The organism is Sediminicola luteus (assembly GCF_040566555.1).
GTDB lineage: Bacteria > Bacteroidota > Bacteroidia > Flavobacteriales > Flavobacteriaceae > Sediminicola.
The window spans coordinates 210,013-226,256 of sequence record NZ_JBEWYP010000004.1 but is presented as its reverse complement, the minus strand read 5'-3'; the positions used below and the strand labels follow the sequence as shown (position 1 = coordinate 226,256).

9 protein-coding genes are annotated in these 16,244 nt (G+C 40.9%); 5 read left to right on the top strand and 4 right to left on the bottom strand.

Annotated features, from left to right (window positions below; genetic code table 11):
- Positions 1 to 23: 23 nt before the first annotated feature.
- The 4 genes from ABXZ32_RS09600 to ABXZ32_RS09585 form a co-directional block, all read right to left on the bottom strand.
- The gene (locus ABXZ32_RS09600) at positions 24 to 1,862 is read right to left on the bottom strand and encodes a glycoside hydrolase family 13 protein (protein WP_354618458.1); all 1,839 of its coding nucleotides are present in this window, start codon (positions 1,860 to 1,862) and stop codon (positions 24 to 26) included.
- Between the two features lie 35 nt (positions 1,863 to 1,897).
- Entirely contained in the window at positions 1,898 to 4,210 is a 2,313-nt protein-coding gene (locus ABXZ32_RS09595; RefSeq protein ID WP_354618457.1) for a glycoside hydrolase family 65 protein, read from the bottom strand.
- A 1-nt stretch (position 4,211) separates the two neighbouring features.
- Positions 4,212 to 4,862, bottom strand: coding sequence for a beta-phosphoglucomutase (gene pgmB / locus ABXZ32_RS09590; protein ID WP_408017021.1), 651 nt, complete (start codon positions 4,860 to 4,862; stop codon positions 4,212 to 4,214).
- A gap of 228 nt (positions 4,863 to 5,090) precedes the next feature.
- On the bottom strand, positions 5,091 to 6,146 hold the full coding sequence (locus ABXZ32_RS09585; RefSeq protein ID WP_354618456.1) for a LacI family DNA-binding transcriptional regulator: 1,056 nt from the start codon (positions 6,144 to 6,146) through the stop codon (positions 5,091 to 5,093).
- Between the two features lie 224 nt (positions 6,147 to 6,370).
- Between ABXZ32_RS09585 and ABXZ32_RS09580 the strand changes: the two genes are divergently transcribed.
- The 5 genes from ABXZ32_RS09580 to ABXZ32_RS09560 are packed head-to-tail and all read left to right on the top strand — an operon-like array spanning position 6,371 to position 16,194.
- Complete coding sequence (locus tag ABXZ32_RS09580) at positions 6,371 to 9,304, top strand: SusC/RagA family TonB-linked outer membrane protein (protein WP_354618455.1); 2,934 nt, start codon at positions 6,371 to 6,373, stop codon at positions 9,302 to 9,304.
- A gap of 9 nt (positions 9,305 to 9,313) precedes the next feature.
- The gene (locus ABXZ32_RS09575; RefSeq protein ID WP_354618454.1) at positions 9,314 to 10,915 is read left to right on the top strand and encodes a RagB/SusD family nutrient uptake outer membrane protein; all 1,602 of its coding nucleotides are present in this window, start codon (positions 9,314 to 9,316) and stop codon (positions 10,913 to 10,915) included.
- Between the two features lie 16 nt (positions 10,916 to 10,931).
- Complete coding sequence (locus tag ABXZ32_RS09570) at positions 10,932 to 12,056, top strand: SusE domain-containing protein (protein ID WP_354618453.1); 1,125 nt, start codon at positions 10,932 to 10,934, stop codon at positions 12,054 to 12,056.
- Between the two features lie 56 nt (positions 12,057 to 12,112).
- Entirely contained in the window at positions 12,113 to 15,496 is a 3,384-nt protein-coding gene (locus ABXZ32_RS09565) for an alpha-amylase family glycosyl hydrolase (protein ID WP_354618452.1), read from the top strand.
- A complete protein-coding gene (locus ABXZ32_RS09560; RefSeq protein WP_354618451.1) occupies positions 15,493 to 16,194 on the top strand; it encodes a GPI anchored serine-threonine rich family protein in 702 nt (233 codons plus the stop codon). Before ABXZ32_RS09565 ends, ABXZ32_RS09560 begins: the two co-directional genes overlap by 4 nt.
- Positions 16,195 to 16,244: the final 50 nt, after the last annotated feature.

Sequence of the window (16,244 nt, the reverse complement as noted above, 5' to 3'; positions counted from 1 at the left end):
TTGAAATCCCGATCCAATGAATATCAATTTTCCAATTCAAGAATCATGCTTTTTTTAGGACCAATGGAAAGTTTATTGCCCAATTTTATTGTGGTATCGGTCAACACATCCTTCCCTTTTTGAAAGCTCTTCAGGTTTTCGGAAAACCTATCCAAGGAAAGCTCTTTTGATGTCTTATTGTTGTTCAAGATTACCATAACTGTTTTCTCTTCCGTAATCCTAAAATACACATACACTTCTTGTTCTGGCACATATTGGATGGTCTTTCCCTTATGTATTACACTGGCATTTTTTCTCCAATTAAACAGCTTTTTTGAAAAATTGAAATATTTGCTCTGCACCTCGTCTCTTCCCTTGGCAGTGAAAGCCGTGTTAGAGTCTCCTGGCCAACCTCCAGGGAAATCCCTGCGGATATCCCCATCTCCTTTGTCCTTATCTCCCTTCATTCCGATCTCGCTTCCATAATAAATTTGGGGTATGCCCCTTACGGTAGCGATCAGGGTCATGGCCAATTGGTAATCCTCAAAATTAGGATATAGTTCATTGATCCTGGGCGTATCATGGTTTTCTGCAAACACCAGAATATTGTTGATATTGGGATAAAGGAAGTCGTTCACAAAATTCTCGTACAACTGGATGATTCCGGTATTCCACGTAGGGCTTTCCACCTTAAAAACTTCCATAATGGCATCGTGGAGCGTAAAATCCATTACCGTGGGCAGGTTGGAATTATAGCCCTGAATGGCCCCTATCTGACTATCCTTTTGCCAATAGGCCATCTGTGCCTGATCGTGCATCCAAACCTCTCCTGCAATATTGAAATTGGGATATTCATCGGTTATGGCCTTGGTCCATATCGCTATCCCTTCCTTATCGTTAAAGGAATAAGTGTCTACCCTAAAACCATCCAAATCTGCATATTCTATCCACCAAATTGCATTTTGGGTGAGATAATTCAACACCAAGGGGTTCTTTTGATTAAGATCGGGCATCGTTTTTACGAACCAACCATCCATACAATACCTATAATCGTATTGTGACACATTCGGATCCATTTGAGTGGTCATTCTATAATTTGTCTGTCCGTAACCTGGAAACTGATGGATCCAATCATAGGTGGGCAGATCTTTCATCATCCAATGGGTAATGCCCCAATGATTGGTAACATAATCAAAGATCAATTTCATATCCCTCTTATGGAGCTCAGATGCCAAACGCTTATAGTCTTCGTTGGTCCCAAATCTTGGATCAATCTTATAAACATCACTTTGGGCATAGGTATGATAGGAGTATTTTTCATCATTATCCTCACACATAGGGGTACTCCAAATAGCGGTTGCTCCCAGTTCCTCTATATAATCCAAATGATCTATAATACCCTGAATATCCCCTCCATGTCGACCTCCATCCAATTTCCTGTTGACTTTCTCAACAACATCAGGATGGGAATCTATTTTCGGATTTCCGTTGGCAAAACGATCTGGCATCAACAAATAAACCAAATCTGAAGCATCATAACTTGCCCTATCAGCAGAATTAGGCCTGCGCTCCTTAAATTCATAGGGAATGGTCTGCTTCACTTTACCTCCATCTTTTAGCAGGATTTCAAATTTTCCTGCCTTTACACCATCGGTATTTAGGGTGATGAATAGGTAATTTGAATTCTCTGTGCGATGTATATCTAAAATTTCCACACCACTAAGTTCAGGACTGTACTGTGCAATGTCCTTACCGTACAACATGACCTGTACTTGTGGATTTTTCATGCCACTCCACCAAAATGGGGGCTCTACCCTATCTACTTGTGCCATAACAGGAACACATAACAGGACAGTGCATATAATTAAGAGGACTTGTTTCATGCATCTTGGGTTATTTAAATCGCTGGTTTCTCAGATTAAGATGAAGCTGAAATTGTTTCTCCCGCTTTGAGTACCAATCGCTTTCCATTGACCCTAATAGACATTTCGTCTGTTCCTTCCAAATCAAAACTGGCTCCTGCTTCAGTAACCTTCACCTTAAGGATCCTATTTCTAAAGTTTACTTTAAACGAATATGCCTTCCATTGTTTGGGGATTCTAGGAGTGAAGGACAACTTATCGTCTACCACACGCATTCCTCCAAAACCTTCCACAATGCTCATCCAAGTTCCTGCCATGGAAGTAATGTGCAATCCTTCTTCCACTTCCTTGTTATAGTCGTCCAAATCTAAACGGGAGGTACGCAGGTAAAAAGTATACGCCTGATCCATCCTATTCAACTTGGCTGCCTGAATGCTATGTACACATGGTGACAGGGAAGACTCATGAACGGTAAAAGGCTCATAGAAATCAAAATGTTTCTCCAATTCCTCCTGAGAGAAATGATCTTCAAACAGGTAGAAGCCCTGTAGTGTATCTGCTTGTTTGATATAGGGGGATCTCAATATTCGGTCCCAACTCCATTTTTGGTTGATAGGACGTTGGGTTCTGTCCAAATTGGCAACGGTGATCAATTCCTTATCCAAGAATCCGTCTTGCTGCAAATAGATGTCCAACTCCTCTGAAAATGGGAAATACATATTATCTGCGACTTCCTTCCAAGAATCCATTTCGGCATTCGTTAACTTGGTCATCCCTATGATTCTTTTATGATCATCGGAATACCCGTCTTTTACTTTTCCAATCTGTTCCAACGTATAGTTGATACACCATTTTGCCAGATAATTGGTGTACCAGTTATTGTTTACGTTGTTCTCATATTCATTGGGTCCGGTTACACCCAAGATGACGAATTTGTTTTTTTGTTTGGAAAATGTAGCTCTTTGCTGCCAAAAACGAGAAATCGCGATCAGCACTTCCAGACCCATTTCAGGGATATAGGAGTAATCTCCCGTAAATCTGTAATAATTATAAATGGCGAAGGCAATTGCACCATTACGATGGATCTCCTCAAAGGTGATTTCCCACTCGTTATGACATTCTTCTCCGTTCATAGTTACCATTGGATATAATGCCGCTCCATTGGAGAAACCAAGCTTTTGGGCATTTTCAATGGCTTTTTCCAGATGGTTATACCTATATTTCAATAAGCTTCTGGCAACGCGTTGATCCTTGGTGGCCATATAAAAAGGAATACAATACGCCTCTGTATCCCAGTAGGTGCTTCCTCCATATTTCTCCCCTGTGAATCCTTTTGGTCCTATGTTCAATCTTGAATCCTTTCCTAAATAGGTCTGGTTCAACTGAAATATATTGAAGCGAATCCCTTGTTGGGCCTTAATATCACCTTCAATGGTAATATCGCTCATTTCCCAAATCTTTTCCCATGCCTGCTTTTGTTTATCCAGTAAAGCGTCGAAGCCCATAGCGGTCACTTTTTCCAAAACCGACTTCGCGGCATTGACAAGTTCCGTCGCTTCATGATTTCGGGATACTGTGTACCCTCCAAATTTATGCAAGGTGGCCGATTCTCCTTTGTTCAGGGTAACTTTATATGTAAAACGTACCTTATGTTCTTCGATATGTGCGTCGCTGTTCAAAGCCACCTCATTTCCATTGTGGAATAATTTTGATTCCATAAAGGTACAGGTCGCAAAATTCGTCTTCATGGTATGCGCTTCTATGAAACCTTGCTGCCCTTGGGAAGAAACTTTTGTGGTATTCCAGAATTTGTCATCCCAGTTGGTATCTTCATTGGTAATCCCACTATCCACATACGGACTAAAGGAAACTTCCATATCCCCACTAAGGGCTTTTACTTCGTACTTAATAGCTCCCACCTCATCAATATCCAAACTCAAGAATCGGGTCACTTTTACCTCAATTTCCTGATCGCTAGGGAGGGTCGCCACAAAGGATCGTTGGTACCATCCTTCTTTCATATTAAGTTCCCTCTTGTAATTGGATACCTTTTTACAGGTGTTCAAATCCAAAGAAGCTCCATCGATCTCTACATCTATCCCAATCCAATTCGGGGCATTTATTACTTTGGCAAAATATTCCGGATACCCATTTTTCCACCAACCAACACGGGTCTTGTCTGGATAATAAACCCCTGCGATATAACTTCCTTGAAAGGTGTGTCCTGAATACTGCTCTTCAAAATTGGCTCGTTGGCCCATGGCCCCGTTTCCAATACTGAACAGGCTTTCTGAAGATTTCACTTTCTCCTTATCAAATCCTTCTTCTATGATCGACCAAACATTTGGTATTATATAATCCTGATTCATATTAATTAGTGGTTAGTTGTTTAATAAAATCTGTGCTTATTTCCGTAAAATCGTTAAAATTATATTGGGATTCCGTGAGTATCGTGGCGTCTCCTATTCCAATACTTACCATCCCTGCGGTATTTGCCGCCTGTATCCCAGCGAGGGCATCCTCAAATACCACGCATTCTGTTGGAGCCACCCCAATATCTTTGGCGGCCAAAAGGAATACTTCAGGGTCAGGTTTTGCTTTTGTAACGTTATTGCCGTCTACTACCACCTTAAAATAGGAGAGCAAGCCTACCTTTTTCAAAATGGGAATTGCATTTTTACTGGCAGAGCCCAAGGCCATGGGTATATTATTGGCTTTAAGAAAATCAAGAATCTTAGGGACATCGGGAAGAATCTCCGATGCATCCATTTCCTCAATATAACTTAAATAATCTTCATTTTTTTCAATCATCCAGTTATCAAACTGTTCCTGGGTGGCATCAACCTCCCCAAGTTCCAATAAAATTTGCAAGCATCTTTTTCGGCTGACTCCTTTGAATGCTTCATTCTGTTCTTCGGTAAATTCGAATCCCAATTCATTGGCCAATTTTTTCCAAGCCAAATAATGGTATTTCGCGGTATCGACTATGACACCATCCAAATCAAATATGAATCCTTTAATCACTATGTATAAATTAAATTACAGCGCTGGGCTGATTAATTGTTGAATTTCATTTAAAACAACATCCTCCGCCGAGGGTCTTTTTATTTCATAATCAACGAAACGAAAAAAGACACCAAAAATTGGAACTTCCAATTTTAGGGGAGATATGCCATCAAAAAACAAATAAAATGAGAAGTAATAATAGATATTGATAGCTTCGCAAATATATAAATTTTTTCTACTTCTTTATGCCAACTGTGGCTTTCTGGTTGAATCCCGCTCTACGATCTCCGTTTGAATCACCTTTGTCGTAAAACTTTCTTCTTCAAATTCGGTTTCCAATTTCTCAATTAAAAGCAACGCTGCAGTTGCTCCCATTTGCTTTCCATGTTGGTTTACGGTGGTAAGGCTTGGTCTGGAATGCATGGAAAGGACCCCATCAGAAAAACTCACCACAGACACATCCTCTGGCACTCTTAACCCCCTTTTTCTTGCCACATTTAGGGCCGTTATACCATATATTTCATTCACTGCAAACACCCCATCTACATTGGGAACTTTAGCAAATACCTCGTTGATTTCCTGCTCAATGGATTTTAAAACGGCCTCGGCATCTCCTTGTGCATCAATTTTTATGATAAGATCAGGGTTGGCTGCAATATCGTTATCTTCCAACGCTTCTAAATATCCTTGCTTGCGATACCTTCCAATATTCAAATAGTCCTTCGTTCCCAAGAGTAAAATATTGCTACAACCAGAATCTATCAACTTTTGAACCGCCTTTCTGGAACCTTCTGTATCATCAACAATTACTCTATCGCACTTAATTTCCTCTACAATGCGATCGAACATCACAATGGGCACCCCTTGATTGATGGTTTCCCTTAAATGATGGTAATCCTGTAATTGACAGGTTTCCTTGGAGACAGAGAGGATGAGTCCATCTACTTCACTGTTCACCAACATTTCTGTATGGATCACTTCCCTATCAAAGGATTCATTACTTACCCCTATCAATACATTATAGCCTTTTGATGCAGCAACTTCCTCTATTCCACTAATGACCTTGGCAAAAAAATGATGCACTATTTCAGGGATAATAACCCCTATAGTTTTGGTGCTTCTATTCTTAAGGCTTAATGCAATCTTATTGGGTCGGTAATTATAAAATTTTGCAAAGGCCTGTATTTTATCTCTCTTTTCCTGACTTATTGCTTTGTCATTGCGCAGGGCCTTTGAAACAGTTGAGATGGACACATCCAACTCCCTAGCGATTTGTTTTAATGTAATTTTTGGTTTCATAAAAATATGAATTTATCAAGAAGAGCAATCCTAAAATTAGAATTCCGAAAATTAAACCATTTTAAGTCGAAAATTATTGAGAATACAAAAAGTTGTCCACTGGAAAACGTTGTAATAGCACTCAAAACCCAAAGACCGAGAAAATTAACTAAAAAAATACATAGTTTAGGCGACGAGAGGTAATTAATAAGACATATTAACAAAACTAAACAACCAATAAATTTATGAGAACATTCCAAAAGTGCCTTCTGCTCCTTTTGTTTTTTACATCGGTGGCTGGGGTGGCACAAATGACGGTAACTGGGAAAGTTACGGTTAAAAACTCCAATGACGAGCCATTGCCAGGGGTGAATGTGGTGGTCAAAGGCACCAGTATTGGTACCACCTCTGATTTTGATGGGGAGTTTGAGATCCGAGCCAAGCAAGGGGACATTATTGTTTTCTCCTACTTGGGCTTTATAACTCAAGAACAAAAGATAACCTCGTCTACCTTAAACATTGCCATGGAAGAATCCACCAGTCAATTGGATGAAGTAGTGGTCATTGGTTACGGTACTGTAAAAAAAGAAGATGCCACTGGATCCGTTACCGCTATTGCTCCCAAAGATTTCAACAAAGGAGCAGTTGTAGCTGCGGATCAGTTGATCCAAGGTAAAGTAGCAGGGATACAGGTAACCAACGGCGGGGGATCCCCAGGCGAGGGTGCCATTATCCGAATTAGGAGCGGCTCGTCCCTGAACGCCCAAAACGATCCATTGTACGTAATAGATGGTGTTCCGGTAGATTCAGGAGGGATAACTGGGGGAAGAAACCCATTATCTACCATCAACCAAAATGACATCGAATCCATCAACATCCTTAAAGATGCTTCGGCAACGGCCATTTACGGGGTAAGGGCCTCCAATGGGGTAGTTATCATCACCACAAAAAGAGGACAGTCTGGGGATGTAAAAGTTGCCTATAACGCTTCCTATTCTGTTGCTTCAATTAATGATAAGGTAGATGCTTTGTCCACCGATCAATTTAAGACCTATGTGAATGCAAATGGCAACGCGGCGCAAGTAGCCCTTATAGGAGCCGAAGACACACAATGGCAGGATTTGATTTATCAAGATGCCTTTGGAACGGATCAAAACGTTTCTATCACAGGTGGAATGGACAATCTTACATATAGGGTTTCGGCTGGTTATGCAAGTTATGATGGAATTCTTAAAAGGGATAAGTTTGAAAGGACTACCCTTTCAACGGCTTTAACGATGAATTTCTTGGATGAACATTTAAAGATCGACATCAACAACAATACCTCCATTATAAAAAGTAATTATAGCAATAGAGGCGCCATTGGTTCCGCTATCGTGTTTGATCCTACCCAACCAGTGTTTGTTGACAACCAAAAGTATGGTGGGTATTTCAGATGGACTAATGCCAATAATGGGAACCTCAATTCATTGGCCCCGGCCAATCCCTTGGCTTTGATAGAGCAAACGAACAATTTTGGCCGTGCCTTCCGTAGCATAGGAAATGTACAGTTCGATTATAAAATGCATTTCTTACCAGAATTAAAGGCTACCTTAAATTTAGGATACGACCTACTTTCCGGAAGATCTTATGGTGGAACTGATGCCCTTTTCAACAACCCCAACAACCAAGGGGAGCAGATTGCTACCTCCTATAACAATACGGAGGATAAGGAAAACACCGTTATGGATGCCTACCTTAATTACAACAAATATTTTGAAAGCATCAAAACCCAATTGGATGTTACGGCTGGGTACAACTATCAGGACTTTAGATACCCTACGACCTTTCTTACAGATGATGGAACTGGGAATCTTATCAGTAGGACGAACGAAGAGCGCGTCAATCTACAATCCTTTTTCGGCAGGACCAATCTAACCTTGAACGATAAGTATTTGGTTACCCTATCATTGAGAAGAGATGGTTCTTCAAGATTTGCCGAAAAAAATAGATGGGGTAACTTCCCTGCAGCCGCATTAGGTTGGAAAATAAACAATGAGAATTTCCTTAAAGACAGCGATGTTGTTAGCGAATTAAAGCTGCGATTGAGCTGGGGTATTACGGGACAACAAGAAGTTGGTGACCGCTACCCTTCAGTACCATTATACGTATCAGGTGATCAAAACGTAGCCTATCCTTTTGGCAATGAATTTGTCTCAACCATAAGACCTCAGCCATACAATCCAAATTTAGTTTGGGAAGAAACAGAAACCTATAATGCCGGACTTGATTTTGGTTTTTTCAATGGCCGTTTTACCGGTGCCGTGGATGCCTATGAGAGAACAACTTCGGACCTGATTGTATTTACCAATAACCCACAGGGGGTAGGTTTTTCCAATGCGGACTTTTATAACATTGGAACCTTGGAAAACAAAGGTCTGGAAATTTCAGGCAATGTATACCCTGTGCAAAATGAAGATTGGACATGGAGGGTAGGTGGAAACATCACGCTTCAAGAATCAAAGATCACCAAACTTACCTTAGTGGACGACCCTAATTACAACGGGATCGATGTTGGTGGGTTTGCAGGAGGAACGGGCAATACCATCCAAAACCATCAAGTTGGTTTCGCACCTTTCTCATTCTACGTATTTGAACAAGCTTATGGTGCAAATGGACAACCTTTAGAAGGAGTTTATGTGGACAGGAATGAAGATGGAATTGTGAACTCCGATGACAAATACAGATACAAAAAACCATCCTCTGATGTGTATTACGGATTGAATACCGATCTAAAATACAAGAATTGGTTTATGAATATGTCATGGAGAGGAAGCTGGGGTAATTACAATTACAACAATGTGGATTCCAATCTTGGTTTCGGGAACACCTTATTGACCTTTGACACTTATTTAAATAATGGGGTGACCAATTTATTGGACACCAATTTTAGAAATGCTCAGTTCCTATCGGATTACTATATCCAAGAAGCTTCCTATGTGAAATTGGACAACGCCTCCTTCGGATATACTTTTAATGGAGTGTTTGATGATAATTCAACACTGACATTAACGGCTACGGGACAGAATCTATTGATCATTTCCGATTACAAAGGGATAGACCCGGAGACTTTTGGGATAGACAACAACCTATATCCAAGGCCAAGAACATTTCTATTAGGTATAAATGTTAACTTTTAATAAAAGACTATGAAAAATATACAGTTGAACATTATAAAGACTTTACTCCTGGTATTTTCCCTGGCTCTGACTTCTTGTATCAAAGATTTGGACCAGTCGGACCCTGATAGTGAAAGCTTATTATCTGCAGAGGAGACCTTTAAAAACCCTGAATCATACACCAATTTTCTTGCAAAACTATATGCAGGATTGGCCACGACGGGACAACAAGGTCCAGCCGGAAATCCTGACATATCGGGAATCGACGAGGGAGAGAGCCAATATATTAGAGGTTATTGGGTCATGCAGGAACTTACCACCGATGAAGCGGTAATTGCTTGGAATGACAAGACGATAAAAGATTTTCATTACCATACTTGGACCTCTGGGGATGCATTTATAAATGCGACCTTTAGTAGATTGGATTTCCAAGTAAAAAACTGCAATGAGTTTTTACGCCAGACCACCGATGAAAAATTGGATTCCAGAAATGTGGATACCAATCTAAGGGATGAAATCAATGGTTTTAGGGCCGAAGCCCGTTTCTTAAGGGCGTTGAGTTACTGGCACTTTTTGGATCTTTTTGGTTCAGTTGGGCTAGTTACCGAGGAATCCCCAACAGATTTCTTTTTACCCGAGCAGGCAACCAAACAACAATTGTTCGATTTTGTGGAAGCAGAGCTTTTGGCCGTTGCGGAAGATCTTCCTAGCCCAGGGACAAATGCGTACCCAAGGGCCGACAGAGGTGCTGCTTGGATGTTACTGTCCAAATTATACCTCAATGCCGAAACGTATACCGGAACAGGCAGGTATGAGGATGCATTTACCTATGTGAACAACCTTGTTACCGCCAACTATAGCCTTGGGGCAGATTACGAACAGTTGTTCTTTGCAGACAATAATACCAATGGCGCGCAAAATGAATTTATTTTTGCAGTAGCCTTTGATGGTATACGTACCAAGACATTTGGAGGGACCACCTTTTTGACACATGCCCCTGTGGGAGGAAGTATGAATCCGGAAAACTTTGGAATCAATGGAGGTTGGGCCGGTATTCGGACCACTTCAGCCCTTGTGAACAAGTTTCAGATGGGAGCTGATTCCCGTGAGCAATTTTATACCGATGGGCAATCTCTTGAAATTAATACCATATCTAGTTTTACAGATGGTTATGCCATTTCTAAATGGAAAAATATAGATATAAACGGTAATCCAGGTTCGGATCCAAATGGGGATTTTGCGGATATCGATTTCCCTATGTTCAGATTGGCAGATGCCTATTTAATGTATGCAGAGATATTCCTTCGAGGGGGCGGAGGCTCACAGAGTGATGCATTATCCTATGTAAATCAAGTAAGAACAAGAGCTTTCGGAAGTACTGCCAATAATATTACTGGGAGCGAATTGAACCTCGATTTTATTTTGGATGAAAGGGCAAGAGAACTACATTGGGAAGGCCACAGAAGAACAGATCTTATCCGATTTGGAAAATTTACCGGTAGCGCCTATATCTGGCCATGGAAAGGCAATGTACAAAACGGAGCCCCTACTGCAAGCTATAGAAATTTATTTCCTATCCCTGCCAATGCCATTGCTGGGAATCCTAATCTAACACAAAATCCAGGTTATTAATACTAAACTAAACATGATGAAAAATATATTTAAACCGTTATTAGTCCTATTAAGTGTTGTAGCCGTTTCGTGCAGCACAGACGATGTAGAAAATCGCCCTATTATTGAAGCCATTGATGCGCCACAATTAACCGCTCCATCCGATGGTAACATATACACCTTAAAAGTAGAGGACAAGGACAAACTGGCCGATAGGTTCGTTTGGTCATCAGCCAATTTTGGAGGGAATGTTGAAATTACCTATTCCCTACAAATGGATATGAGCGGTAATGATTTTTCCAATGCAGAGGTCTTAGGATCTGTAAACAGTGAAAATCAATTGGGGGTAACTGTTGAAACCCTAAATGGAGCCGCTTTGGCTTTGGGCGCAGAACCTTTTTCGGCTCAAGCATACGATGTAAGGGTGAAAGCAAGTGTTGGAAGTGAAATGGATATGTTCAGCGAAATAGCAACTATGACCATTAGTGCCTACACTACGGAATCACCAAAAATTTATGTTGTTGGTGGCTTTTTGGGAGCAAGTGGTTACGGTAACGATTGGACCCCTGCCGATGCTGTACCGCTAGCAGCCTCCGCTTTTGGCGAAACAGACTTCGAAGGCTTTGTTTATATGGCCAATGCAGGATCAGAATATAAATTCTTACCGAGTAATGGCAGTTTTGATGGGGATTATGGAGATGCAGGATCATCCAACGGATCATACACAAATGTCCTTAAGCAAGATGGTGAAGTAAATTGTGGTACCCCAGACGGTACTGGTGGCTATTATTTTGTAAAGGCAGACACTGAAGCCTTGACCTATTCATTGGAAAAAACAGCTTGGTCTGTAACTGGTAATGCAACTCCACGTAGCTGGCCTGCAGGTCCAGGCGGGACCCCTGGACAAGATCATGATCTTACCTATGATCCTATTATGAAGACTTGGTCAGTAGTGCTTGACTTAACTAAGCAGGATGCTCCTGATAACGGACTTAAATTTAGGGCCAATGATGACTGGGCATTAAACCTGGGCGACAATGGTGCAGATGGATCATTAGAATTTAATGGCACCAATATTTCAGTACCGGAGGATGGTAATTACACCATCACATTGGATCTTAGCAATCCAAGAGGATACACTTATTCCTTGGTTAAAAACTAATTAATTAAAAGGGCTGTTTTTAACAGCCCTTTTTTATGTTTTAATAATCTATCGAAATGAAAAAACTTCTACTGCTTTTCTTACTCCTAAACCATTTCATGTTTTCATGGGCACAGCAACAAAACGTTACCGTTTCCGTAAGTCCGGAAGTATTTAACGAATCTGATGTGGTGACCCTAACTTTCAACGGGAATAGTATTGACGAAAGTGCATTGGGCATTTCGGCTAATTCCCTTTATTTATGGTCCTGGTCTTTTGATCTGAACGACACCAATATAATGGACTGCCCTACAAACGGGCAATGGACCGACTCCAACGAGGCAAACAAACTAACCTATAATTCAAGCACGGACAAATACTCCATTAGCTTTACGCCAACATCCTTTTATAACCGCACAGGTATAGGAAAGATTGGGTTTTTGGTAAAAGCAAAGGACGGAACGGGAGACAAAAAATCACAGGACATCACCCATGAGGTTGGTGCCTTTCAACTAGACCTCACAGCGCCACTTGAAGAAACCACCCTAATAAATCAAGGAGAGGCCATTACTATTTCAGCTTCCACTTCCCTAGCGGCAGATTTTACACTGAAAGCCAATGGCACTATTATTAATACCTCGTCCTCAACTGCGACCAATTACTCCTATAATCACACTGTTACCGAAAACACGAATTTTGTATTAGAGGCCACAGATGGGACTACCATACTTTCAGAAACATTTAAGGCACTCATAAATCCAACCGTCATTGAGCAGGCTCTACCTGCTGGCATGTTAGATGGCATCAATCTGGATCCTATTGACAATACCAAGGCCACATTGGTTTTATACGCCCCAGAAAAAGAATTCGTTCACTTGATTGGAGATTTCAATAATTGGGAAATAGAGAATACGTACCTCTTAAAGAAAGACACAGGAAAAAATCGTTTTTGGATAGAACTCAATGGGCTTACCCCCCAAAAAAACCATTTGTACCAATATTTGGTGGAATATGAAATTAATATTGCCGATCCCTACTCCACAATTATTTTGGACCCTTATAATGATCAGTATATAAACAGCACTACATTTCCCAACCTTCCTGCATACCCTGCCGGCAAGACCACCGAGGCGGTTACCCTTTTACGAACTGGGGATGCTCCTTATTCTTGGTCCAACGAAAGCCTAAACTTCACCAAACCTCCTAAAACAGATTTGGTGATCTATGAGATCCTAATAAGGGATTTTGATGAGCTGCACAGCTTTGATGCCCTTAGGGCAAGGTTGGACTATTTACAAAGTCTTGGAATCAATGCAATAGAGCTTATGCCAGTAAGTGAATATGACGGGAATGAAAGCTGGGGCTACAATCCTTCATTTCATATGGCCTTGGACAAGTATTACGGGAATCCGGAAGCCTTAAAGCAGCTCGTTGATGAATGCCATAAGAGGGGTATGGCCGTAATTTTAGATGTGGTCTACAACCACGCATCAGGACAGAATCCATATTATCGATTATGGAACGACTCCAATGGAGGTACAGGAGGAAAAGCAACAGCAGACAATCCTTTTTTCAACATCTCGGCCAAACATTCATATAGCGTATTTAATGACTATAACCATCAATCCCAAGCAACAAAAGACTACGTTAACAGAACGCTCCGCTATTGGATAGAAGAATTCAAAATTGATGGAATGCGCTGGGACCTTACCAAGGGTTTCACCCAAAACTGTTCAGAATCCGATGAAAATTGCACCAATACCCTTCAACAAGATAGGGTAACAGTGCTTCAGGGCTATGCAGATACCCAATGGTCCGTAGATCCAAATTTACTTGTAATATTTGAACATCTTGGGGGCATTCAAGAGGAACAACTTTGGGCCAATTACAGAATTGATGAAGGAAAGGGTATTATGCTTTGGAACAAACAAACAGGGCCCTATAATGAAGCTAGTATGGGCTATCATCAATCTGGTGTCTCGAATTTTTCTGGGGTCTCCTACAAAACAAAAGGATTTGGTCTTCCTGCCGCGGTTTCATATATGGAGAGTCATGATGAGGAAAGGCTAATGTATAAAAATCTGAACTTTGGAAATAGCAACGAGAATTATAGCACCAAAGATCTAAATACAGCCTTGGAACGAATGCAAGCGGCAGGTGCTTTTTTCTTTACAGTACCAGGACCAAAAATGATTTGGCAATTTGGGGAATTGGGATATGATGTATCCATCGATCAAAATGGCAGAACGGGCAACAAACCTATTCGATGGGAATATTATGACAAGCCGGAACGCAAGGCTATTTATGACCTTTGGAGCAAACTCATAGATCTCAAGGTTAATGAACCCATATTCGAAACCACAGACTTCTCATTAAACACCTCGGCGACCACTGGACTAAAATCGATTCATTTAACACTCCCATCTGCGCTCGAAGGGGAAATAAAGTATGTGACCGTAATTGGGAATTTTGGGTTGACCCAACAAGCCATCGATCCTGAATTCCAGCAAACCGGAGTATGGTACGAATTTTTAAATAACAATCTAAAGTACCATGTTGACAATAAAACCGCCCCTATCACTTTGGCACCCGGAGAATTTAGAATTTATGGGGACCAACCATCTTCCCTGTTCCCTAATGACAACTTACCGGATAACGACAATGATGGTGTAATTGATTCAGATGACATTTGTCCGGACACCCCTTTTGGGGATCAAGTGAATGTAAGCGGCTGTACGGTTTTCTCCTTGCCAACGTCCAATTTCAATATTGCCACTTATAGTGAAACTTGTAGATCATCAGATAATGGTCAAATTACCATTGAAGCATTGGAAAGCTACACGTATACAGCTAGTTTAAGCGGCCCAAAAACAGAGGTGATCTCTTTTACAGACACTGTTCAATTTAGTGATCTCGAGGCGGGAAACTACTCCATTTGCATAACCTTGGCCGAAGAACCCACCTACAATCAGTGTTTTAATGTGACCATTAGCGAACCAGAAGATTTGAGTGTTAGCTCTAAGGTAGATATCTCCGGCAAACTAATCACCCTGGACCTAAAGGGAGGACATAGCTATACCGTTCAGCTAAACGACAAAACCTATACTACTACACAAGATCAATTAACGTTGGAGTTAAATCAAGAAGTGAATTCTTTAAGTGTAAAGACGGATAAGGATTGCCAGGGACATTATGAAGAAACAATCGTTTTACATGATACCATAACGATTTACCCCAATCCAATTACCAACAACGAATTGTTTTATGTTCTGGGAAGCTCATTCCAATCCCCTTCTGGCATTGCAATATATAATACCCAAGGGCTTTTGGTCTATGCTAAAACCGCAACTCAAGACAAGGGCATTGGCCGACTGGAATTAGACCATTTATCCAGTGGTCTCTATATTTTAAAAATCACCAATAAAAACGAATCACAGGTATTTAAAATTCTCAAGAAATGAACACCTTAAAACACATACTCCCTATTATAATTGCCCTGTTTTCAATAGGATGCGGTGGCAGCAAGGACGGTGAGGACACACCAACAACTCCTGCCCCCTCACCTTTGGCAGCAACCCTCATTTTTCCAGCCAATAACGAAACCTGTAATGAGGGGGTTATTATCTCTGAAACGGAAAGCACGGTTACCTTTAAATGGAACAGTGCAGAGTTTACCGACTCCTACCTGGTGAACATAACCAATTTGGAGACCAATACTTCTCAAAGTATATCTTCCGAAACAAATGAAAAATCGATCACTATTTTAAGGGGAACACCCTTTAAGTGGAATGTTGTTTCAAAAGCAAAGGGCACAAACTCTACTGCTCAAAGCAGTGATTGGAAATTTTACAACGCAGGTATCCCACAGGAAAGTCATGCTCCTTTTCCTGCAGAGGCAGTTTTTCCAAAACCAGGATCAAGTATAAATGCCGGTACAATTACCATTAAATGGAATGCCAATGATGTAGATAACGATATTTCTACTTACGATATTTATTTGGACACAAATAATCCACCTTCAACTTTTGTGGCAGCTCAGACATCCAATTCTATTGATCTCGATGTTGCAAGTGGACAAATATATTATTGGCAAATAACAACAAAAGATAGGGCAGGAAATTCGTCCCAATCGCAAGTGTTTGAGTTTAAAGTGAATTGAGTTAGTTGGTTTTCCATTAGGCGGCCCTAAAAAGTCGCCCTTTTCATTTG

Excerpts from the sequence above, each read along its gene's own strand:
- ABXZ32_RS09600 (WP_354618458.1), bottom strand. The coding sequence starts at position 1,862 with ATGAAACAAGTCCTCTTAATTATATGCACTGTCCTGTTATGTGTTCCT.
- ABXZ32_RS09595 (WP_354618457.1), bottom strand. The coding sequence starts at position 4,210 with ATGAATCAGGATTATATAATACCAAATGTTTGGTCGATCATAGAAGAA.
- ABXZ32_RS09585 (WP_354618456.1), bottom strand. The coding sequence starts at position 6,146 with ATGAAACCAAAAATTACATTAAAACAAATCGCTAGGGAGTTGGATGTG.
- ABXZ32_RS09580 (WP_354618455.1), top strand. The coding sequence starts at position 6,371 with ATGAGAACATTCCAAAAGTGCCTTCTGCTCCTTTTGTTTTTTACATCG.
- ABXZ32_RS09575 (WP_354618454.1), top strand. The coding sequence starts at position 9,314 with ATGAAAAATATACAGTTGAACATTATAAAGACTTTACTCCTGGTATTT.
- ABXZ32_RS09570 (WP_354618453.1), top strand. The coding sequence starts at position 10,932 with ATGAAAAATATATTTAAACCGTTATTAGTCCTATTAAGTGTTGTAGCC.
- ABXZ32_RS09565 (WP_354618452.1), top strand. The coding sequence starts at position 12,113 with ATGAAAAAACTTCTACTGCTTTTCTTACTCCTAAACCATTTCATGTTT.
- ABXZ32_RS09560 (WP_354618451.1), top strand. The coding sequence starts at position 15,493 with ATGAACACCTTAAAACACATACTCCCTATTATAATTGCCCTGTTTTCA.